Source organism: Confluentibacter flavum, from assembly GCF_002843175.1.
Lineage (GTDB): Bacteria > Bacteroidota > Bacteroidia > Flavobacteriales > Flavobacteriaceae > Confluentibacter > Confluentibacter flavum.
In genome coordinates, this window is the sequence record NZ_PJEO01000030.1 from 16,383 (window position 1) to 41,790 (window position 25,408).

A 25,408-nucleotide genomic window follows, 5' to 3' on the forward strand; every position below is an offset into this window, starting at 1 on the left:
AGATTAAAATTCACTTTTTTATAAAATTAACAATCACTAAAACAATGCGCAAGGAATTTATACCAAAATTGTTTTCTCTTTTAAAACAAGGAATATCTAGAGAAATTTTGACAAAAGATATGCTCTCGGGATTAATCGTGGGCATCGTAGCTTTACCATTGGCCATCGCTTTTGCTATTGCTTCTGGTGTGTCTCCTGAAAAAGGCATCTTAACGGCAATTATCGCAGGAATTATTATTTCGACTTTTGGTGGAAGTCGGGTTCAAATTGGAGGGCCAACAGGAGCCTTCATTGTAATTATTTATGGTATTGTTCAACAATACGGGACAGACGGCTTAACCATCGCAACGTTTATGGCTGGGTTTATCATCATTGGATTTGGATTGATGAGGCTTGGAAATTTACTGAAATACATCCCATATTCTCTCATTGTGGGCTTTACAAGTGGCATTGCACTCATTATTTTCTCCTCTCAAATTAATGATTTTTTTGGACTCCATATAGCTAAAGTTCCTGCTAATTTTATTGATAAATGGTCAGTATATTTTGATAATTTACACAACATTAATTGGTTTGCCATTGGTATTGCCTTTGCAACTGTATTGATTACCCTTTACTTTCAAAAAATAATAAGGAAAATTCCAGGGTCAATTATAGCCATTGTACTTGCAACGATAGTGGTTCAAGTTTTTGAAATTCCGGTAGATACTATTGAAAGTAATTTTGGTGATATTCCCAACAAGATAGGTTTGCCCAGTATTCCCAATGTAAGTTTCGATACCATTCAAGCCCTTATTCAACCAGCATTTGCAATTGCTATATTGGGTAGCATAGAGTCACTTCTTTCTGCTGTAGTTTCAGATTCCATGATTGGAGGAAAACACCGTTCAAATATGGAATTAGTAGCGCAAGGAGCAGCAAACATAATGTCGTCTCTTTTTGGTGGCATCCCGGCTACAGGAGCTATTGCAAGAACGGCGACCAATGTTAAAAATGGGGGGCGAACACCTATTGCCGGCATCGTTCACGCTATTGTATTATTGACTATAATGCTCTTATTTGCACCCTATGCGAAATTAATACCTATGTCCTGTCTTGCAGGTATTTTAATGGTGGTCGCCTATCATATGAGTGAATGGAAACAATTTAGATCTATTTTAAAAGGGAATAGAATGGATATTATTATTTTGCTTACTACGTTCTTTCTTACTGTTATTTTTGACCTGGTTATTGCCATAGAAATTGGTATAGTGCTTTCGAGCTTTATTTTTATGAAACGAATGAGTGAATCTGTTAATATCCAGGATTTTTCATCTGAAAATGAAAATACCGAGCATCTTTTTGATGAAGAACAATTGGATATACCTGAAGGCGTTATTTTATATGAAATTAATGGACCACTATTTTTTGGTGCGGCAAGACAATTTCAGGAAACCATTACCAATACTCATTTTCAACCTAAGGTTATTATTATTAGAATGCGCTATGTGCCATTAATCGATGCGACTGGTTATCAGAGCATCAAAGAAATAATAAAAACCTATAAGTCTAGAAAAATTAAAGTAATAATTTCAGGTGTTAAAACATCCTTGAGGAAAGATTTTGAAAAAAACGAGTTGTTTTTATTTATTGAAAGTGATCTTGTTGTCGAAGAAATTCAAACAGCCATAAAACGGGCCAAAGAAAGTTTGTAGTGTTACACTATTTCATAAACCATCCCAGAATATAAAAGAGTGCAAAACTAATTTATAATCTTCTGTCCTTTTTATATACTTTTTTTAAAAGAGAAATGGATTGTTCATCGGTATAACTGATATTTATTAATTATTGTATCCAATAAATGTGAGGATAGTTAATCAAAGCATAGGGAAGTAGCTACTATTTGCTCAAGCTAATATTATAAATACCTTACTTTAAAACGACTTTTTTGAAAACGGCACATAAATCAAAAAGCACAACGAACACATAAAACACTTTCAGGACGAATCATTAATCGCCCTTCAGGAATAGGCTGTTTACAGTTTCTACATATTCCAAAACCAGCATCATTTACTTTTTCGAGTACCAATACTAATTTTTTATAACGTTGTTCGGCTTCTCGTAAGGCAGCATCAATAACACTTTTATTATTAATGGCATCCATCCGTGATACACGCCCGATAGCATTATCGGGCGCGATTGGATTGGTCATGTTTTTATACATTATAATGGTGTGTTCCAATTTTTCAATTTCAGCTTTTACAGCTACAATAAATTTTGCTTTGTCCATCATAATGTTTCAATTAAAACAAAAAACTATTCTACTACATTAACGTTAATCATTTTATCGGCTTTAATTAATAATTTATGACTGGAACTTGATAAATTAGTAACATATAACTTTTTTCCAACTGAGTGGTAACGTTCGGTAAGCTTATTAACCGCCTCAATGGCAGACATATCTACTATACGACTTTCTTTAAAATCAATTACAACTTCTTCGGGATCGTTCTGTACATCAAACTTTTCATTAAATAGTTGAATAGATCCAAAAAACAATGGTCCATAAATTTCATAATGCTTTACACCTTTCTCGTCAACGCGTTTTCTGGCACGAATGCGTTTGGCGTTACCCCAAGCATATACTAGCGCAGATACTATAACACCTATTAAAACAGCAAGCGCAAGGTTATGCATAAATACCGTAACAAGAATTACAATATTCATTACAATGATATCAGAAACAGGATATTTGTTTAAAATTTTCACACTAATCCATTCAAAAGTACCAATAGCAACCATGATCATTAGTCCTGTTAATGCTGCCATGGGTACTTGTTCAATAATTCCTGCGCCAAACATAATAAAAACTAGTAAGGCTACAGAAGCCACAACACCCGACAGTCTTGCACGCGCACCATTGGAAATATTAATTAAACTTTGCCCCAACATAGCACAGCCACCCATACCTGAAAAGAACCCTGAGGTAATATTGGCAATGCCTTGAGCCGCGGCTTCTTTATTGGTACGCCCCCTTGTTTCCGTAATTTCATCTATCAGTTCTAAGGTTAATAAACTTTCTATTAAACCAACACCTGCCACAATAGCAGCATATGGAAAAATAAGCGTTAAGGTTTCTAATGTAAAGGGCACTTGAGGGATATGAAATGGCGGGAAACCACCTTGTATGGATGCAATATCGCCCACGGTTTTGGTATCAATTCCTAAAAAAGCTACAATTCCAAAAACAACTAATATAGCAACCAATGATGCCGGAATTGCTTTGGTAAGTTTAGGCAAGCCCCAAATAATAACCATGGTAAGTAACACCAGTCCTAAAACAATAAACAATGCATTACCTGTTAACCAGCTTCCTGAGGCATCTTTAAACTGGTCTAATTGGGACATGAATATAATGATAGCCAGGCCATTAACAAACCCGTAAACCACGGGCAATGGTACTAAACGCATTAATTTCCCTAGTTTTAAGACACCGGCAAGTAATTGTATAATACCCGCAAGCACGACGGTAGCAAAGACATATTCCACACCATGGCTTTGGGCTAAAGCTATAATAACAACTGCAATAGCACCAGTGGCACCTGAAATCATGCCAGGCCTCCCTCCAAAAATAGAGGTGACTAAGCCCATAACAAAGGCAGCATACAAGCCAACCAATGGCGATAAGCCTGCTATAAGGGCAAAGGCAACGGCCTCTGGCACCAAGGCAAAAGCAACAGTTAAACCCGAAAGGACTTCAGTTTTGAAATTAACTTTTTGTGAGAAATCAAATAATCTTAAATATGGTTTCATGATATAGATAAATGAGTTTTGCTGACCAAATGGTCTATTAAAAATAAGAATAATTGTTTATAAATAAGTGAGCGTTAGACTTTAGAGCCTAAAAAAGATTCAATGCGGTGTTACCACTGGCAATAGAAGTTGGTATGGAGATGTAATGTTGCTCATTTTTTGAAGCAACAAATATACATCATTTAACAATCCTCACAAATTTAATTGGATTTTAAACTATACAAGTTACCAAAGAATTGGACTCAAATTAATTTGTCATTATAATTAACTTAGGAGGATTGGAATCTGCTATAATAATTTGAAAAATGAGAATCAAATATGGTTAGTCCTCTGTTTTTGAGTTTTTATAATTTTTGGAAAGAATATTTATTAGCTAGAATTTAATCCTACCTCGACGAAGAAATCCCTGTTTTTAAAGATATATTATATTTAGTATTAGTGAAGTAGTTTTAATTTAATTAATGAGAAAACAGCTGAATATTGGCTTTATATTTCGTTTACCAATATCCAACTTGTTTTCACATCTCTGCTTTGAAAACCTAGAAAAAAGCAATGGAACAATTTTCTGAGGTAAAATAATTTTAGGATAAAATCATTCAATTTTCAAAGACACTAATAATACTAGTTATTTAAACCTGGATTCACTAAAGTTTCACTTGCAGGTAAAGGCATATAGTACTTAATTTCTCCTAAAGGTTGTAAATCGTCAGGATGTTTATTTGCATTTACACTCTCAACCATTTCTAGCCTGGTTAAATCAAACCACCTACAATATTCTCCTGCAAATTCCCATGCTTTTTCTTGAACAATTTGTTCTTGCGTTAACGACGTATAATCTACACTGGGTGCTGGAGTGTTTAAGGGGAGGCCATAAGCTCTTCTAACAATTTTATTAACAGCTTCAAGTGCATCAGGATCCGAAGAATTTCCTGTTGCCATTACTTGCGCTTCGGCATAATTAAAATAAACTTCTGCCATGCGCTCTAAGGGCAGAGATAGTGCATTTCTCCAAGTAAGTCTGTCTCCTTGCAGCTTTTCAAAATACGGCCTTCCAGTATTAAATTGCTCCCAAGGGGTGCCATCTGGCAATTCGGTTTGAAAAGTTATATCTTTTCTCAGTTGGTCGGGAAAATTATTAAAAAATGCAATCTCCGAGAAGTAATCATCCCAGCCACCTAAATCACCTGGTCTGGCTGCATTACCATAGGCAGCATTTGAATTACGAGTAATGAGAGCAGTAAAATTTAATGCGAAAACTTCTTCTTTATTGCCATCATTATTAATTGTTGGCGAAGGCCATAAATCGATAAAGTTATCCATGAGTCCAAAACCATATTCATCTTCGTTATCAATCAATTCTTTAGCAACACTTGCAGCCATGGCATATTTTGAGTTGTCCTTCAAAGGCCATCCCGCCATTTGTAAATAGACTTCTGCCAAAATAGCTTTAGCGGTACCTTGCCCAGCTCTGCCAGGGGCTGGTTTCTTTTTTTGCATTAAACCTATTGCTAGTTCCAAATCAGAGATGATTTGTGCATAAAGGTCCTCTGTCGAGCTAGATGACATTGTTAAATTTTCTGGATCATATACATGTGAATTTAAAAGTATAGGTGCTTTACCCCATAGACGGACGATCCAAAAATAATTATATGCTCTTAAAAAATAGGCTTCACCAGCTATTTGATTAATAACATCTTCATTACCGGTAGCGTTTTGGTAATTAGCAATAATATTATTTGATCCTTGAATAGATTTATAAGCACCACTCCAAATAAATGGTAGTCTCCCATTTTGCTGAGATACATTGAATTGATCAAACTCCCTAAAATCAGCTTTATTACTGGCTTTGTGAGTTGTTAAATCATCACCACCCATTAAAATAGCTTGTGTTGCAGCGGTTTCAAGGCCACTATTCCACGTTTGTGTTAATGGGGAGTAAGTACCAACCAATGCAGCTGTCAAGCCACTTTCATTTGCTAAGGCATCACCGTCTGGTGTTAATTGTGCGGATAAGTCTTCCTCTAAAAATTCACTACAGGAAAATATTGTAAAAACTAAGCATACTAAAAGTGTTAGTTTTGTTTGAATTATATTTTTCATATTATTTTATTTTAAAAGTTAAGATTTATACCAATAGTCCAAGTTGTTGAGTTTGGATATGAGCCACCGTCACCACCACTGGAATCACCAAGACCATTGTTTGAAAAGGATTCAGGGTCTAGTCCTTTATAATTAGTCCAGGTTATTAAATTAGTTCCACTAACCAAAACTTGCATACCGAGACCACCGAGTTTTTCTTTAGGAATATTGTAGGCAACACTTAAGTTTTTCAGTCTAACAAAGTTGCCACTTTCTATAAACCTAGAAGATTGTATTTCTTCTAAACTCGTTGGACTAAAATGCGGAATATTACTATCTTCATTGGTGCCAGCTACCCAGCGATCCAAAATGTCAACATGAACGGCTTCACGAGCATCTACATTGGGCATAATACCTGTCGCATAGGCCAAATTCCATTTATCATAGCCTGTCATGGCATTAAAGAAGATATTGACGGTAAAGTTTTTGTAAGATATGATATTGTTCAAGCCATAAGTTGCTGTAGGCATCCCTTGGCCAATAATCATATAATCATCTCCATTGATTGCAAAATCACCATTTAAATCTGCATATCTTGAATCGCCGGGCACATTACCATATTGAGCCGCTTCAGCAGCTTGGTTGGTTTTCCAAGTCCCTAAATAATTAAGCCCCCAATAAGATGATAACGAACGGCCCGGCGTAAGAATATTTTCAGGAAGGTTTGTTAATCCTGCACCCACGTTACCGGAAAGGAAAATTTCATCTAAATCACCAAGATTTGCTATTTCATTGTTTAAGAAAGTAGCATTGAAGGTAGCATCCCATTTAAAATTGGCATTGTCAATAATAGCAGCATTAATACCTATTTCGAAACCATTATTATCTACTTGCCCTACGTTTTTTGTGATAATGCCACCGCCTACATATAAGGGTAGCGGATTGTTAAGTAACAAGTCTTTAGTGGATTTCTCATAATAATCTAGGCTTATTCCCATTCTATTATTAAAAAACTGCATGTCAACACCAAAATTGATTTGGTCAGTTGTTTCCCATTTAAGGTCTGAATTTCCAGGATTACCCAATACGATACCAGGCAATAGGGTGTTGCCGTCAAACGAAGCAGCTGCACTATTATTATCAGTCGCTAGTGTTGTAACTGTTCCAAAAGGACCTATGGCTTGACTCCCTGTTTTACCCCAGCTAGCACGTAATTTAAGTTCATCAAAAAAACTGTTTTGCATAAAATTTTCTTCAGTAACTCTCCATCCTAAAGCAATTGAAGGGAAGGTACTATATCTATTATTACCTCTGAATTTTGAAGAGCCATCAGATCTGACTGATGCTGTTAATAAATATTTATCCATAAACTCGTAATTAATCCTTCCAATGTAAGAAAGTAAGGTTTCCTTTCTTTTTATAGCGGATGAAGTAGTGGCTTCTACTAATGTTAAATTATCATATCTAAAAATAGGATAAAGCAAATTAGTAGCATCGGTGCTAAAACCGTCAACTTTTCTTGTTTGATTTTCAAATACTCCAGTCACCGTTAGGTTATGTACATCATTAAATGTTTTTTTATAAGTTAGGTTATTGGTGTTTTGTAAGAACAAGTTTTCTATTGAACCACGTGATGCCGACGGAGTATTGTTTTGAAGTTGAAGGGAGAAGTTTTTGTTTTGTGTATTTGAGTAACTCAAACCATAGCCAACGTTTAAGGTAAGTCCTTCAAAAAACTCATAGTTAAGAGATCCATTAGTGGTTAGTGTGTTTACTTCTTGGATATTATCATTATATGCAGATTCTAGTGGATTTGCCTTAATAGAAGAGATGGGATCTAATATGGTGAATTGACCGTTTTCATCTCTTGCGGGTGTGGTGGGAGCCCATGTTAGTGGTCCTGCAAGTGCACCACTGGTATTACCACTCCCATTTACATTATTGGTTTCCCTTCTATTAAAGTTCATTTTAATGTCAGCCGTAAGTTTATCTGTTAAATCGGCTTTAATATTCGTACGTAAACCAAACCTTGTAAAGTCTGAGTTTACTACAATCCCAGTTTGGTTTAAATAATTACCAGAAACAAAATAGGAGACATTATCCGATCCACCAGAATAGTCCAATTGGTATTCTTGACCGTAGCCGGTTCTAAATAACTCGTCTTGCCAATCCGTTCCGCCATTAATTCTGAATTGGTCTATTTCGCTTTGGGTAAATCTAGCGGATTGGCTAAAATTTGCAGCTCTTTGGTTTACAACTTCCGCAAATGTGGCGGCATCCATTAAATCCCATTCATTTATAGTGTTGGATATTGACCCCCTTACTGTAAAAGATATTCTTGGTTTGCCTGTTCGTCCAGATTTAGTTGTTATTAAAACAACACCGTTGGATCCTCTACTACCGTAAATTGCAGTAGAAGAGGCATCTTTCAAAACTTGCATAGATTCAATATCGGCTGGATTAACATCTCGAAAATCGGCTCCAACAAAGCCATCAATAACATATAAAGGCTCATTACTGCCGTTGATTGAATTAGCCCCACGTATTCTGATAGATACTGTTCCACCTGGTGCTCCCGAAGAATTTGTTACGTTAACCCCAGGGGTTCTTCCTTGTAGGATTTGATCCACACGCGTAACAGGTTGGTCTTTATAGTCTTCTGTTTTTACAATGGATATGGCACCAGTTAAATCTTTTTTAGACTGTACACCGTAACCCACTATAACAACTTCATCTAAGCCAGAGGTGTCTTCTTCTAGTATAATATTCATTGTAGTTCGTCCGTTTAAAGGGACTTCTTTTGAAATATAACCAATGTAGGATATTACTAAAACAGCATTACCGTCTTCAACATTAATGGAAAAATTACCATCAAAATCGGCTGTAGTACCATTTCTTGTTCCCTTTTCAATGATATTGGCACCTAGTAAGGGTTGGTCGTTAGCATCGGTAATCTTTCCACTAACTATTATTTGGGGTTCTGCTTCTATTTCTTGTGTTTGTAAAGAATTGACCAGCAAATTATTATCAATTTCCTTGCCTTTTAACAAAATTTTACGGTCATCTATTTCATAAGAAATTTTTAAAGTATCAAAAAGAGTTTCTATAACGTTTTGTATTGAAGCCTTTTTTACCCTAATAGAAACTTTTTTGTTCAAATTGACTGTTTTGGTTGTAAATAAAAACTTGAATTCGGTACTTAACTCTATATCGTCAATAATTTCCTTAAGCGTAGCCTCAGTTTTGTCTATTGAGATTTTAGTTTTTTGTGCATAACTTGAATTTGCTTGCATAGCAAAGCTTAGTGTCATAAACAAAAGTAGGGATATTCTCATTTTTAGTGCATAGTTTAAACGCCAAGGGAGAAAAACCCTTGATTTCTGTTTTTTTTTCATAATTTTGAATGTTTATTAGTTGGTTATTCACTTGTAATAATCACCTTTCAACTCGGAAAATGTAGCAGCATTTTCCGATTTTTTTTATTATAAAGTGATTCTTCCTTTTATTTAATTTTATTTTTTATTCATTGGCAATTGATTTTTAGTTAATGACTATTTTATTTTCTACGATTATATATTCTATTTGATATACCTTGTTAAAATAATTTAGCACTTGTTCTATAGTTTCACGTTTCGTTTCTATGGTAGCATTAAAGGTTTCCTTAGCTAAATTTTTATTATTATTGATGATGATAACATTGTATGCTCTTTCTAACTTTTGGGTAATATTATCAAAAGTGGTATTTCTGAATACGAGATTACCATTCATCCAAGATGTATAGAGGCTTGTATTGACCTTTGAGTCAATTATATTTTTATTGTTTTTGTTGAAAGAGCCTTTAAATCCGGGGGTTAAAAAAAACTCATCTTTTTGAACAGAGTTTGTTAGGCTTACAGAACCTTCAACTAGAACAACATCTGTATCGGTGTCTTCTGGATAATTGGAAACATTAAATGTTGTTCCGTAAACTTGAATATCAAGCTCTTGCGAGTTTACTACAAATGGTTGATTTTTATTATGTGTCACGTCAAAATAAGCTTCCCCTGTTAACGACACCCATCTGGTGGAATCTTTTAAAAACTTTACAGGGAAGGTTAGAGAACTGCCAGAGTTTAAGTGAACTTTAGATCCATCTGATAGTACAATATTGAATTGTTTTCCGTTGGGAATATGAAGTGTATTGTAAGTTAATTTTGTTTCATGATTATCTTGGTTGTAAATAAGTTGATCTCCCGATTTTTTACCAACTACCTCACCATTTGAGTTTAAAACTTCAGAATCTCCGTTTTCATCAATTACCTCAATATTTCCGTTTCCTAGATCAAGCGTTATAACGTCGGTTTTAGGTGTGATTTTTTGGCTAGAGGACGTTTTTTTAAAACTAATTTGCAACATAAACCCTATGCTTAAAAAAAATATAGCCACAGCAGCATATTTAACAATGGATAATCTATTTCTATACAACGGATTCTTTTCTTTTCTAATCTCTTTTATTAGCTGTTTCTTAATATTTTCTAGATTGGGATCGTTCATGACTAAATTGATTGCAAAATTGGTTTTAACAAATTCTTTAAAAATATTTTGGTTTTCTTTTATTGAAATCCAGTCGTTCAGTAAATCTAAGTCTTCTATAGCTGCCGATTGGCAGAAATATTTTATAATACAATTTTCGACTTCTTTTGGGATCATTTTCAATTACTTTTTTAATATATTACAGTTCGGATTTACAATACCCTAACTTTTATTTAATTTTTTTTTTACATTCTCATAAAATTTTGTTTAATTTACGAAAATGATAATTTTGTTATGAATTTTAGTAATAATAGAATTTTAACAGAAAACCTTATAGCGGGGGAGGAAAAAGCCTATATATTTCTCTTAAACAAATTTCACAGGCAGCTGAATGCCTATGCACTTACTTTGGTGCACGATCAAGCTTTGGCACAGGATATTGTTCAAAATGTATTTTTAAAAACTTGGAAGTCAAGAAAAAAATTGAATCCAGATTTTTCTATTCAAGGTTTCTTGTATAAGTGCGTGTATTATGAGTTTGTTAACACCTATCAAAAAAATAAAAAGACCATGCTTTTGCACCAACAATATATACACTCTGTACAAGAAGTAGTTAGTGGTTATGAGGAAAATGAAATTGACAAGTTAATAGAAATGCTAAATAGGGAAATAAAAAAACTACCACCTAAATGCCAGGCAATTTTTCTTCTGAGCAAGAAAGAAGGCCTTACAAATTATGAAATAGCAGAATATTTAAATATATCTATCAAAACAGTAGAAGCTCAAATAACCAAGGCATTTGGTATTCTTAAAAGTAAGTTGAGTTAATAAAATTCCTGTAATTGATAATCTTTAAAGAAAATTGGATTCATTTTTTGTTTATAAAATCAAAGGATTTAAATTAATTGATTTACTTTGTATTAAAAAAAATTCGACAAAATGATTATTTTTAACGATTAATTACATAGATTTGCTAAATTAAACCCTTAAATCTTAAACATGAAGACAAAAATTATTTTAGTAAGTTTTAGTCTATTTCTAGTGGCAAACATTGGTTTTGCTCAAAAAAAAGATGAACCTAAAAGCATAATTAGTGATAAGATATCAATTAAAAAGTACTATAATAAGGAAGAATTGGAGCGCTTGCAAAAAGGGGATTTATTAACACTTTATACAGAGCGTACAGAGGCTTTAATAGAAACGTTACCTTATATAGCATTTGCAACCAAGCCAGGAATTACCATGTCTTCATTAGGTATTCCAAACGATAATGATAATAGAAAGATATTAGATAGCAAGGTTGAAGCGACTAAAGATTTTCTAGAATCCAATAGAGGATTTCAAGGTAAAATATTACCCTATTCTGATACAAGTAAGTTGATTTCTGCTATTTTATTTTATGAAGAAATATTAAAATCATTGCACGAATATAGCGAGTTTCATTAAGAACTAGATATCCTTGTTGGACAAGCGTCAAATTATTTTAAAACCTTGAGTTAACCCAAGGTTTTTTTTTGCAATAATGCTAGGAACTATTGGTGTTTTCAAGGAATTTTAATTATTAAATTAAACAGAATTTTCATTTATAGTGTATATTTTACTCCATCAGCCATTAGCTATATAAAAACCTTAAAACGTTGGTTTTAAAGAAAATCGATTCTTTTATTGCCATTTTAGTGCTGTTCATCGAATTATTTTGAAAGTAAATTCATTTATTTTATGTATTTCGGCGAAATATTTGGTATTTCATAGGATTTTTTTTTATTTTTGAGCGTTAATTCGTTGAAAAACCTTGTTTAGTTTTTAACCGAAAATTATTTAATTATGAAAAACATTACTCAGGTGTTGTTGATATTTCTTTTTTGTATTGGAAATGTTTTTGGGCAACAAGAAAAAGGTATTATAGGTGCCAATAATTGGTTGTACAATTGGACAGAATTTAAACCAAACCAAAATAATTATGATGAGCCTACACAAATATTAGCTGGCAATATAGATAAAGATACAAAACTGGTTAAAAGAGACACCTATTTGCTTTTGGGAAGTGTTTTTGTAACAAATGGAGCAACACTAACAATAGAGCCTGGAACTGTAATTATAGGAGATTTTGATTCAAAGGCTTCTCTCACAATTTCTAAAGGGGCTAAAATAATTGCAGAAGGTTTAGAAACAGATCCCATTATTTTTACATCAAATAGGAGTGTTAAAAGAGCAGGAGATTGGGGTGGTTTAATCGTACTTGGCGATGCGCCTACTAACAAATTTGGCAATAGCTCTGTAGCATCATATCATGCAAATCTGACGCCATCGGCATATGCCAATACAAATTTTGGAGGTTCAGATCCAGAAAGTAATTCTGGGATATTAAAATATGTTAGAATAGAATTCGCCGGTAAAAGAATAAGCAACAATGACTATTTTAATGGTTTGTTGTTGGCTTGCATAGGTAGTAATACGGTTATTGAAAATATTATGGTAAGTTATTCGGCAGGAAATTCTTTTGAAATACATGGAGGACAAGTTGATTTAAATAAATTAGTTTCTTATAGATCTAGTGGAAACGATTTTAAATTCAATTATGGAGCAAATTCAAAATTAAATAATTCGCTAGCGGTAAGATCTCCTTATGTATCTAGTAGCTATGCTGTTAGGTGTTTACAGATTTCTTCATATAACAAAAAAGAAGAAGTAGATTTTAGTAAAAATGGCACTTTGGTAGTTGCAGAAAACATAACATTGGTTACAGATAGCGATAATATAAAAGCGGATATAGAAAAAGGATTAGTAAAAGAGGCTGTATATGTTGGTCAGAATTCATCACTTAGCATGAGTACAAGTGTTATATCTGGGTTTAATCCAGCTGTATTGTTTGAAGATACTATTTACATAAATCAAGAAAATTTAGAAAAAATTAAGTTTTCTAATATGTATTTCAACAATTGCAATGGCAATATTTTTGTTGAAAACAATTCCAATAATGAAGACTTAGAAAACTGGTATGGAAATAGTGCTTTTTTTAATGTGTATGCTAAAAGTAATAATACCGAAACCTTTATTGATTTAAAGAATGATAAAAGACCTGACTTTAGGTTAAGGATTAATAAAATAATTGCTTCTAAAGATCATTTTGCTTCAGAAGATTTGGGGATTAACGAATAATATTAAGTAAAAATTAACCAAATAAAATTTTAGCTTCCATGTTTTCTAGTTTGTTTCCCTATAAACTTAAATGCAGCATTTTTTGATAAAGCTAATAATGATTGTTAAAACAGGCTAGCTAAATGTGTTAGAATAAAAATTGTTTGTAAAGGTTTATTTAATAAAGAAAAAAATATGGAATGAGGAATTTTACTATTATTGTTTTAATTTTTTCTTTCACTAAAACTATTAATGCCCAAATAGTTATAGCCAAACCTAATTTGGGTTTTACCCAAGCTTGTGCAAGTCCTACTTTTAATACTTATAACGTAACATTTTCTTTTTCACCAGAGGCGGGATTGTCGGCAACAAATCAGTTTATCGTAGAACTTTCAGATGCTTCGGGCAGTTTTACAAATGCTACAACCGTTTTTACATCGCCACAAGGTGCAGTTACAGTATCACCAGCAGCTTTAAGTTTTTCTTTACCTACCACAACTGCTGGAGAGGCCTATAAAGTTAGAATTAAAAGTACAGCACCTGTGGCTACCAGTCCTACATCTAGCGAGTTTGCTGCATATTACAAAATTCAAGATACCCCATTCACCATTAATAATTTAATTGAAACAGGAGCATATTGCTTAGGTGGAAGTTATCTGTTAACCATAGATAATCCTGGAACTGGGTCAAATGATTCGCCATTGCAATATCCATCACTTACATTCAATTGGTATAGAGAAACAAGCCCAACAACATCTGTTTTTGTAGCATCAGGCAACACTTTGGCTGTTACCGAAGCAGGGACTTATTTTGTTGAAACAAATTATGGTTCTTGTACATCAAACTCATTTTCAAATAGGGTTACTATCAGTCAAGCGTCTTCGGGAGCCATGTCTTCAATTAATTCTAGCTTGGGAAACCCTTATTGTTCAGGCGAAGGTTCTACAACATTAAGTACTATAAATGGCGATAGTCATCAATGGTTTAAAGATGGTACGGCGATTTCGGGAGCAACCAATCAAACATACATAACCAACGAGGCTGGCACGTATTCGGTTACCATAGATTTAGGCAACTGTGTTACAAATGCAACTATAGATCTTGAAAACAATGGTTTTACAAGTAGTATTGATGTTTCTGATACGAATGTGTTAAATGAAGGAGATACTTTAATGGCTAATATAACTACAGATGCCACAAATCCTGAATTTGAATGGTATTTGAATGATGTTATCATTCCAAGTGCAACGGGTAGTAGTTATGAAGTCACTCAAACAGGCAATTATAAGGTTGTAATAAATCAAACGAGTGGATGTATATCCTCTAATGAATTTCTTTTTGCAGTAACTGAAGCATTTCCAAATGTGACGAATATTCCCAATTTAATTAGTCCGAATGGAGATGGCATCAATGATACCTGGGTCATTCCTCAACAATACGTAGCAGGAACAAATACAGAAGTCATCATATTAAGCTCTCAAGGTAAAATGGTTTTAAAAACAACGGATTATCAAAACAACTGGCCAGAAAACCAAATAGATTTTAAAGATATTAATCCTGTTTATTACTATATAATAACAACACAAAATAACCAAACAAAAAAAGGCTCAATAACAGTAGTGAAGTAACATGGTAAAATATGTAATATATATGATTTTATTTTTATCCATAGTGCAACAATCCAATTCTCAAGAAGACGGTGTTGTTGCGTTAGCTTTGCCTTTTAGAAATTCATTAAAGTTTAATAAATACGTTATTAACCCTACATTTAGTTTTGTAAGGGAACAAAATAAATATATAACCTTTACCAATAAAAGAGAATGGATGCAATTTGATAATGCACCACAAACCTATTTATTTAGTTATTCTGGAAGATTAAATGAAAATTCTGGCGTGGGCGTTGGATTGTTTCAGCAAAATTACGGCGTGTTAACCACATTTGGAGGCGTATTTAATTATGCTTACAACGTTGTTCTTGATAGGGATAGTAATCTAACTTTTGGTATGAATTTAGGTGCTTATAAAAGTGGCATCAATGAAGGAAACGTTGTAACAAATTTTCCAGATCCATCATTACAGAATATACCTTTCAATACAGTGATTACGGTAAATCCGGGTATTAATTACGGCACGGCATTTTTCGATTTAGGCGTGTCGCTAAACAATTTGGCATCATACAATTTTACCACCTCAAGACTCATAGAGGATAATCCAGAACAAAGTGTTCAAGCGCATGTTATGTACACAGGGTATGTAAACAGTCGTGGTTTTTTCGATGAAACTAAATTTTCTGGTTTATTGAGGTCAGAATTCAAAAAAGATCAAACAGTTATTTCAGGCATAGCTATGTTCACAGTTCCGAAAGGCTTTTGGGCACAAGCAGGTTACAACACCTTATATGGATTGTCTGGGGGTGTTGGTTTTAATATCAGTTCCCAAATTGCTTTGGAGTATAATTATGAAAAGGCTATGGGTGATTTATCAACGTTTGGTAGTTCCCATGAAATCACTTTAGCATATAAATTCAAAAACCGATATAAATATAATTACAGTGGAGATGATGATGAAGACGCATTAATTACGCCAGTAAAAAAATCAAGAACAGTTGCGGTAAAAAGAACACCAACAACCAGAACGGTTAGAAATACAACTGTTGACACCGTTGCTGAAGCTCAAGCCAAAGCAGATGAAGAGGCCAGAATCAAGTTAGAACAAGAACAATCTCAAGCCAAAGCAGATGAAGAGGCTAGAATTAAATTAGAGCAAGAACAACAAGTTCAGGCCAAAGCGGATGAAGAAGCCAGAATCAAGTTAGAACAGGAACAAGCTCAAGCTAAAGCAGAAGAAGAGGCTAGAATTAAACTAGCTCAAGAATCACAAGCTAAAGCATCCGAAGCAGCAAGAGTTAAGTTAGCACAGGAAGCCCAAGCTAAAGCAGATGAAGAAGCCAGAGTTAAGTTAGCACAAGAAACACAAGCCAAAACCGAAGAAGAAGCTAGAATTAAATTAGCTCAAGAGGCCCAAGCTAAAGCAGATGAAGAAGCCAGAGTTAAGTTAGCACAAGAAACACAAGCAAAAGCCGAAGAAGCAGCTAGAATTAAATTAGCACAAGAGGCCCAAGCTAAAGCAGATGAAGAAGCTAGAATAAAACAAGAAGAATTAGATGCTGTTTTAATCTCAGTACCAACTGATGCCACAGGTATAGCTATGCAGAATTTAACAAAATTAGTTTCAGATTCTAAAGTAGAACAAGACGAATTAATAATCAAATTGAACGAAACGGTAGCTAGTAGAGAAAAAGATCTTCAAGATTTAAAACAAGAAAACGATTTAAGTGAACAAGGTATTTATACAGAACCTAAACCTTTTAAAAGCGTATCAGCTGAAAATGCAGCTTTGGAATCTTTACAAGTTCAGATTGATGATGTTATAAAAGCCCAAGATATAAAAATTAAAGAATTAGAAAATCTTTATAATGAAAGACTTAAAAATGTTCCTAGTGTAGAGGATCCAATAAACATGATTTATCTAAATGAAATTTTAATATTAAAAGAAGCACAAGCGAAAGCGAAACGTTCTAAAGAAACTTTAGTATCAGAATTGGAAAGTATTAAAATAGCAACCGAAATTGAGCGTAAACGACGTATAAAACGTGCTGCTTATGATAGTGAAGAAGATAGATATTTAAAAGATAGAGCAATATTAAATACAATAAAACAAAACACACCTTTAAGTACCATTCCAATTGAAGAAAAAGATTTTGATTTTGGAGAAGAACAAAGTGATAACATACAAATATTAAAAGGAGTTAGTAATGTAGAAAGTGGCTATTATGCTGTACTTGCTGTACATAGTGATGTAGCAAAACGCGATGACTTTTTAACTAAAGTAGTGGCATCTGGACAAAGCAATGTTGATTTCTTTTATGATGTTAATACCAGTAAATATTTTATTTATTATCAAAAATTTGAAACAATAGAAGCAGCAAACAATGCCTTAAAAACAACCTACAATGAACCATATAATAGTAAAATGTCTATGATTAAAATAGAGAATTAGAATATGAAAAAAAATTAAGCATTTTTTTTCCTTTAACCCCAACTAATGGAAAGAAATTACTAAAAGAAACCATCATGAAAAAGCCTACCAATTTTAAATCAACGCTTGTTGTTTTAATTTTATTAACATGTTTTAATAGCATCATAGCCCAAACATACAAGCCGTTTACGGTAAGGGAAAAGGTTGATGTAAAGGGAAGTATGCTTGTAATAGGGAATAATATTCTAAGCGAGAGCAACCAGCCTATTAATGATAACAGAGTTAATCAAGATATCAATATGCGGTATGTTGATATTGATGGTGATGCTTCTACTTTTAGTTCTAGTAGTGCAAATCTTTTATTATCAGATCATGAAGATGGGAGCGAGACAACATGCTATAGGGTGGCTTACGCAGGATTATACTGGAGTGCTATGCTTAAAAATGGAGAAGATAGAGCCAGTATAACTAACATAAAACTAAAAACACCAGGTAGTTTAACATATGTTAATATTGGTGGTGAACTTATCTACGACGCCGTAGTAAATCCCATTGTAGCATATAATAATGAGCCTGGTAATACGCCTTATGCTTGTTATGCCGACATCACAAATATAGTATCTGGTTTATCTGATATTGAAGGAACTTATACGGTTGCTGATATTGTATCTAGCGAAGGGTTTAATAACTCTACAGGTTTAAGTGCGGGGTGGTCACTTATAGTTATTTATGAAGACCCAGAATTGCATACCAAATCATTTACCCTATTTGATGGCTTTAGCCATCTTTTTAATGGGCAACAATTAATAATTCCTGTTACAGGCTTCAGAACACCGCCCGCAGGTAATATAGATTTACAGTTTGCTTATGGTGCTTTAGAAGGAGATAAAACTCAAAAGTCTAAGCTAGAAATTAATGGAAAAGAGGTGTTAACTCCATTAAGAAAACCAGCAAATAATTTTTTCAGATCAATAATAGAAAACACTAACGGAGTTTCTCATCCAAGAAATCCAATGAGTGAAAATACACTAGGGTATGACACAGGGTTTTTAGAAATAATAAAGGCAAATCCTTCTTATATAAATAATAATGTCACATCAGCCGATTTTCGTTTACAAGTACCACTAGGCCAAGCGGATCCTATTTTTGCTTTTTTTAGTGCATTTGCTGTTGATATTATTGCTCCTGATATCAATTTGACAAAAATTGTATTGGATGCAAACGGTAATAATATTGATGGAGATGATGTTAATTTAGGTCAAAATTTATTCTATGAAATAACCTATCAAAGTTTTGGTAATGATAATGTTACACAATTTACCATAAAAGATGTACTTCCTGATAATATTGTTTTTGATCCCGCAACAGATATTGATTTAAGCAATGCTGGCGGGGCAACATTGCAATCTTATGACCCTGTAACAAGAACGCTCATTTTTAATATTCCAGATGGTTCAGTAGAAGTTAATGATCCCAGTTTTGTAATACGTTTAGCAATACAGATTGTGCCTAATTGTTACGACTTGAGTCAGGCCTGTTCTAATGAAATTATGAATCAAGCCTTTGCAACATATAGAGGCGTAATTAATACGAATTGGATTCAGGAAGAAGGTAGTTTTGCCACCACCGAGTGTTTAGGTACACCAAGAGCTACCAACTTATTAGTGGATATTTCTAATTGTAATTTTGAAAGAACTGAAGTTTTGTGTGGTACCAGCATACTTTTAACAGCCTCTGATGGCTATGAAAGTTATTCCTGGTCTACAAGTCCAACAGGAACACCGGTCATAGGTACGGAACAAACATATACGGCTACAGAGCCAGGTTCGTATTATGTAACAAATACAGCTCCGGCCACTTGTTTGTCTATAGACGAACAAATAAATGTCATCACTTATGGTGCTGACGTAACCAACCCTGTTATTCCTTTTGCTGATGAAGTGGTTATTTGCCCGAATGATGGAAAGGAATTGCCTAACATTTTCTTGTGTGGTGCAAACGATTCGAGGGTAATTAATACGGGCATTAGTGACGCTGTTTCTATTATATGGCAAAAACTGAATGAGGACAGCTGTGCTGCAGTCGCATTAGACAATTGTGCCAACGAAGATTCCGGCTGTACATGGAACCAAATTGCTACGGGACCAAATTATACGGCAAATGATTCAGGTCAATTTAGAATGTTTATTAATTATCCCGGCGGCTGTTTCAATGTTTTTTATTTCAATGTTTACCAAAACCTATTAAATCCCACCATTAATGCTAAAGATATTTTATGTACTACTCTTGGAGAAGTAACTGTAGGTGGGGTGCCAAGTGGCTACGAATACAGTATCGACGGAACCAATTATCAATCTAGTAATGTGTTTTCTGTCAGTACCCCTGGATATTATACCGTTTATATAAGACAGATTGGAGTAAATACAAATCCTTGTATTTTCCAAACACCTAGTATATATGTTAGGGCAAGGGATTTTACGGTGTCAACAGTTGTAACACAACCTTTTTGCTATGGAGAAAAAGGAAGTATTATGATAGCTGCTAACAATGCGCTTCCTCAATATTATTATAGTATTTATTTAGGAGGCACTTTGGTTAACAGTGCAGGACCCGTTATGGCAAGCGATTATACATTTGCCAACTTAAACCCAGGAACTTATACGGTGAACGTCTCTACTGATGATGGCTGTACATATTCGGAAGATATTGAGATAATAGAACCACCATTGTTGACGGCTACGGCGGCATTGACCCAGCCATTAACCTGCACAGATGGTGAGATTACAGTGTATCCAAACGGCGGAACGGCGCCCTATATCTATTATGTGAATGGAGCAGCAGATTCCCAGGATTCACCTTTAATACCTGTAACCGCATCAGGGGTGTATAATATTACGGTTGTAGATTCCAACAATTGTTCTGCGGAAACTTCAATAACTGTTGATGCCATACCAGCACCAGATTTTAATGTAACTAGTACGGATATTGATTGTTCGGATTCTGGTGATACGGGTACCATAAGCATCAATGTTACGAATGCAAACGGAAATAGTTTGCTGTACAGCATAGATAATGGTGTTACGTTCTTTAGTTCTCCTATTTTTACCGGACTGGCTACAGGTAATTATGATGTGGTTGTTCAATATACTATAGGAACAGACGTGTGTGTTACTAATCCAGAAACCATAACCATTACAGAACCGCCAGCAATTACCGGAACAGCGACATTAACAACTCCTTATACGTGTATTACCAACGGTGTTATAACAGTTTCTGGTGTTTCTGGTGGAACAGCACCATACACCTATAGTTTAGATGGTATTAATTACCAATCGGGCACAACATTTAGTGGATTGATAAATGGCACCTTTACGGTTACTATTATGGATGCTAGAGGCTGTACATTTGCTACAGCTCCAGTGACCATAGATCCATTAGACCCCCCAATAAACATGTCGTTTAGTAATTCACCATTAAGCTGTCCATCCAACACAACGGATGTTACCATAACAAGTGTTACGGGAGGTACGGGAGCGTTGGAATACCAAATAATAGCCCCATCGGCATCGGCTACAGCATACCAAGCATCAAACATTTTTACAGGATTGGTATCTGGTACTTATACCTTTCAAGTGCGGGATGCCAATAACTGTACCTATTCGGAAACCTACAGTATTGCGCCATTACCGGTAATTAATGTTGTGGGTCAAACCATAAGTGATGTTTCTTGTTTTGGTGCATCTGATGGATCTGCCAGATTTACAGTTTCTGGCACTACAAACTTTACATATACTATCAATGGTGGGGCTTCTATAGCTGGAACATCTCCTATTGATTTAACAGGGTTGTCAGCTGGAAGTCATTCCATATTGGTAACCGATGCAACAACTAATTGTACGGCCACAGCTTTGGTAACAATAAACGCACCAACTACAGTACTAAGTGCCACATCAAGTACGTCACCAATTACATGTAATGCTGATGGTAGTGTGGTTATTAGTGCTTCTGGTGGCTGGGATGGTTATACATATCAACTTTTGCAACCTGATAGTATAGTTATAGGGCCTCAAGGCAGTAATATTTTTGCGGGCTTATCTCAAATAGGTATCTATACCGCTACGGTTATTGATGCAAAAGGATGTGAAACCACAACAACATTTACATTAAATGCTCCAAGCACACCAACGGCAACTATAGATCCAGCATCCGATTTATGTTATAGTGGAAGTGGCGCTACAATTATAGTAAATGCTTCAGATGGACAATCACCTTATGAATATAGCATCAATGGAAGCGCGTTTGGTTCTAACAATACATTTACCAATTTAATTCCAGGTAATTTCGATATAACCGTAAGGGATGCTTACGGATGTACATTTAATATACCTACCCAAACCATCGCCGATCAATTAACGGCAACCGCTGTTTTAACAAAAGGGTTGGATTGTACAGTTACGCCCGATGCAGAAGTTGATATTACAATATCGGGAGGTACGGCGCCTTTCACTTACGAAGTATCATTTAACGGTGGAGCGTTTTCATCTATTGCAGCTCCAACTTACACATACAATGACACCCAAGTAGGCAATTACCAATATAGAATTACGGATGCTCTCGGATGTACTACCTTAACCAATGTTGTTACAATCCAGCCCATTACAAACCCTTCGGCCACAGCAAGCGTAATAGATGTATTTTGTAGCAGCGACAGTAGTGGCGTTGTAACTATAGATGTTGACGAAACCGTTGGAGCACCTCCTTACCAAATAAGCTTTAATGGATCTGCATTTACTTCCCAAACCGTTTATAGTGGCTTGTCTGCGGGTTCTTATAATTATACAGTAAGAGATGCTAACGCCTGCGAATTTAATGGGTTTGCTATGGTTAACGAGCCTAGTGCTGTTGCTTTAGGTTCTGCGGTTATAATACCAATTACATGTAGTGGCTCAGGAAATGTTTTAGGCGCCATAACTATTTCGGGTGTTGCCGGTGGTACAGGCAATTATACTTATACTTTATTGGATAGTTCCGGAAATCTTGCCACAACATCGTCTACAAATCCAGTAGGGCCAACAGCAAGTACAAGTGTTATGTTTAACGGTTTAGCTTTTGGAAACTATTATTTAAGACTGGTTGATGCCAATGGTTGTGAATACAATTTTGGACCTTATCAAGTAGCTTCAAATGTTGATGCGCTCAATATTGATGTGGATGCTTCCTCTGCTAGTTGTGTAACAGGGGTTGACTATAATATAGAAATCGTAAATGGTGTTGGTCCTTTTAGGGTTAGAATTTACGATGGAACAACAACTTTTAACCCCGTAGATGGGGTTGCTCCCAACGGACTGCCTACATCGGATGTTTCACCAAACGAAAGAAACCATCAATTTTCTGGGTTACAATTTGGGGTGAGCTATGTTTTTGAAGTATTGGATACAAGTACAGGCTGTACCTATATTGAACAAGTCCCCGCAGAGCCTAGTCCATCCCCAATGGCTTTATCTGGTACTGCGAATAGCGTAGCCTGTTTGGGGGACACCAATGGCACTTTTGATTTTACCATATCAGGCTATACAGGAGACGCTTTGTCTTGGGAGGTTTACAATAACTTATCTAATACTACAACAGGAATAACAGGCAGTGCAGCAGGATTGTCAGGTGCAGATTACAGTGACACAGTGATAGGTATAGAACCAGGTGATTATTATCTGTTGGTTACCGAAACAGATACTGGTTCAACACAATGTACTGCATTTATCAATTTCAGGATTACTGAACCTACAGAGCTATTACTGGCCGAAGTGGTTAACACCAATGCAAACTGTAACCAAGATGCGCAAGTTGTTGTGAATGGTAGTGGAGGAGTATCTCCTTATGAATATGCTTTTGTTCAGGATGGAACAGTGCCTTCTGCTGGGGACTGGACAACAAACAACCTAGCGATTTTAGACCATACTGTAAATACCAATTGGGATGTGTACCTACGTGATTCAAATGGATGTGCCATAGCAATCCCTTTAGATGTTATAATTGCTGCAGACCCATTACCTTCTGTAACCTTACCACCATTTGCAGATGATCAATGTTCTTCTGGTGGTAATTCATATACATTTACAGCAACTCCTGGAGGAAGCGAAATAGCGCCGGTTAGTTATAGTATTGATGGTGTTAATTTCCTGTCTAATCCAACATTTACGGTTTCCACAAGCGGAACCTATACATTGACTATTAGGGATGGTAATGGCTGTACAGCAACAGATACTATTACAACTTATCAACCGCTTCTGGTAAATGCAGTTGTAAGTGCGCAACCTTCATGTACAGTGGGGGGTACTATTACAGCTACAGGTAATGGAGGTAGTGGCAATTATAGCTTTGCTCTTTTAGATAGTCTTGGAAATCCAACAATCTATACCATTTCTGGGTCTGACTTCACAGGAGTTCCAGCGGGTAACTACATTGTGGAAATTACAGACGCCGTTACAAGTTGTTCTTCACAATCACCAATCAGTCTAGAAACGCCAACACCGGTAACATTCTCAACTTCTGCAAATGATGTGAGTTGTAATGGAGGTAGTGATGGTGTAATTATAGTAACCTTAGATGCAGGTAACAATAACCCGCCTTATACCTATAGTATTTCGGGACCAGTTTCAGTTGGGCCGCAATATTCAAATATTTTTACGGGGTTACCAGCGGGAATTTATGATGTTACGGTAACCTCAAGCAGGGATTGTAGTTTAACACAACAGGAAACAATTGGTGAACCTACACCTTTAAGTGTTTCAGGAACAGCAACCGATTTTGCATGTGCACCTAATAATTCCGTAAATACATCCTCTCTTACCATTTCAGTAGTAGGAGGAACGGCTCCTTATGTATATAGTATTGATGGAACCAATTATTTATCTACCAATACGTTTGATATTATAGATACTGGTAGTCCCCAAACAATAAATATCTTTGTAAAAGACACTAATGGCTGTATCGCTTCTAATACAGTTTCAATTACACCGTTACCTGTATTAACGGCAGCATCAGCGGCTATTGTAACACCTATTGATTGTAACAATACGGGTACTGTTGCTATAACGGTATCAGGAGGTTCTGGTGATTTTAATTACCAAATGTTACCAGAGGGAGCCATTCAAACGTCGAATACATTTAGTATTGTTAATCCAGGAGATTATTATTTTAGAGTGTACGACAATATTACGGACTGTTATATTGACACTTCGGCATTTACAGTTACACCATTTGATACAATTGACGTGTTGGTTACGCCAATTTCAGATATTACCTGTTTTGGAGATGTAGACGGCGCATTCGAGATCAATGTCAGTGGCTATTCGGGGACCTATGATTATGAAATATTCGATAGCACCAATACACTTATAAGAACCGTTAATGGTGCCAATACATCTACAAACCCACAGTTAGTTACCGGGCTTCCCGCAGGAAGCTATACGGTGGTCGTTACGGAAACTGCCAGTCCGTTCTGTAGCACAACATCAAACATCGTTACCATAGCAACGCCGGCAACGGCCTTGGATGTGGCCGTTTCAGAAACATCCAATGTCACATGTGATGATGGGCAGGGAACAATCACGGCAATTGCCAGTGGCGGTTGGGGATCTTATGAATATGAACTGACTGGAGCTGCCACGGTAGCGTATTCCCCAAATGGAACGTTCAGGAACCTGTCGGCAGGATCATACACCGTTAATGTAAGGGACTCGGGAGGATGTACCGTATCCGGGGCCATTACGCTTACAGTTCCAACACCTATATCGGCAACGGTAACTGCCGATACAACATTATTGTCCTGTTTTGGGGATACCAGCGCCAC

General features: G+C 35.4%; 12 protein-coding genes. 7 read left to right on the forward strand and 5 right to left on the reverse strand.

What is annotated here, in order from left to right; genetic code table 11:
• The first annotated feature begins 44 nt into the window (after positions 1–44).
• Positions 45–1,694 (forward strand): SulP family inorganic anion transporter, encoded by a 1,650-nt coding sequence (locus tag CSW08_RS09120; RefSeq protein ID WP_106659583.1) that lies wholly within the window; start codon positions 45–47, stop codon positions 1,692–1,694.
• Positions 1,695–1,945: 251 nt separating this feature from the next.
• Here CSW08_RS09120 and CSW08_RS09125 read toward each other — a convergent pair whose 3' ends face one another.
• From CSW08_RS09125 to CSW08_RS09145, 5 genes are all read right to left on the reverse strand, one after another.
• Positions 1,946–2,272, reverse strand: a complete 327-nt coding sequence (locus CSW08_RS09125) for a TraR/DksA family transcriptional regulator (RefSeq protein WP_238987234.1) — start codon at positions 2,270–2,272, stop codon at positions 1,946–1,948.
• Positions 2,273–2,295: 23 nt separating this feature from the next.
• Complete coding sequence (locus tag CSW08_RS09130) at positions 2,296–3,792, reverse strand: SulP family inorganic anion transporter (RefSeq protein WP_106659585.1); 1,497 nt, start codon at positions 3,790–3,792, stop codon at positions 2,296–2,298.
• Positions 3,793–4,413: 621 nt separating this feature from the next.
• Positions 4,414–5,892 (reverse strand): RagB/SusD family nutrient uptake outer membrane protein, encoded by a 1,479-nt coding sequence (locus CSW08_RS09135; RefSeq protein ID WP_106659586.1) that lies wholly within the window; start codon positions 5,890–5,892, stop codon positions 4,414–4,416.
• 11 nt (positions 5,893–5,903) lie between these two features.
• Positions 5,904–9,266, reverse strand: a complete 3,363-nt coding sequence (locus CSW08_RS09140) for a TonB-dependent receptor (protein ID WP_106659587.1) — start codon at positions 9,264–9,266, stop codon at positions 5,904–5,906.
• Positions 9,267–9,411: 145 nt separating this feature from the next.
• Positions 9,412–10,560 (reverse strand): FecR family protein, encoded by a 1,149-nt coding sequence (locus tag CSW08_RS09145; protein ID WP_106659588.1) that lies wholly within the window; start codon positions 10,558–10,560, stop codon positions 9,412–9,414.
• 117 nt (positions 10,561–10,677) lie between these two features.
• Here CSW08_RS09145 and CSW08_RS09150 point away from each other — a divergent pair, with 117 nt between their 5' ends.
• From CSW08_RS09150 to CSW08_RS09175, 6 genes are all read left to right on the forward strand, one after another.
• Positions 10,678–11,211, forward strand: a complete 534-nt coding sequence (locus CSW08_RS09150) for an RNA polymerase sigma factor (protein ID WP_106659589.1) — start codon at positions 10,678–10,680, stop codon at positions 11,209–11,211.
• Positions 11,212–11,382: 171 nt separating this feature from the next.
• Positions 11,383–11,829 (forward strand): hypothetical protein, encoded by a 447-nt coding sequence (locus CSW08_RS09155; RefSeq protein WP_106659590.1) that lies wholly within the window; start codon positions 11,383–11,385, stop codon positions 11,827–11,829.
• Between the two features lie 378 nt (positions 11,830–12,207).
• Positions 12,208–13,542: a hypothetical protein gene (locus tag CSW08_RS09160; RefSeq protein WP_106659591.1), complete on the forward strand. Its 1,335-nt coding sequence runs from the start codon at positions 12,208–12,210 to the stop codon at positions 13,540–13,542.
• Between the two features lie 179 nt (positions 13,543–13,721).
• A complete protein-coding gene (locus tag CSW08_RS09165; protein ID WP_106659592.1) occupies positions 13,722–15,149 on the forward strand; it encodes a T9SS type B sorting domain-containing protein in 1,428 nt (475 codons plus the stop codon).
• Between the two features lie 22 nt (positions 15,150–15,171).
• On the forward strand, positions 15,172–17,580 hold the full coding sequence (locus CSW08_RS09170) for a PorP/SprF family type IX secretion system membrane protein (RefSeq protein ID WP_238987235.1): 2,409 nt from the start codon (positions 15,172–15,174) through the stop codon (positions 17,578–17,580).
• A 74-nt stretch (positions 17,581–17,654) separates the two neighbouring features.
• Positions 17,655–25,408 (forward strand): beta strand repeat-containing protein (locus tag CSW08_RS09175; RefSeq protein WP_106659594.1); only part of this gene is annotated, 7,754 nt, incomplete at its 3' end.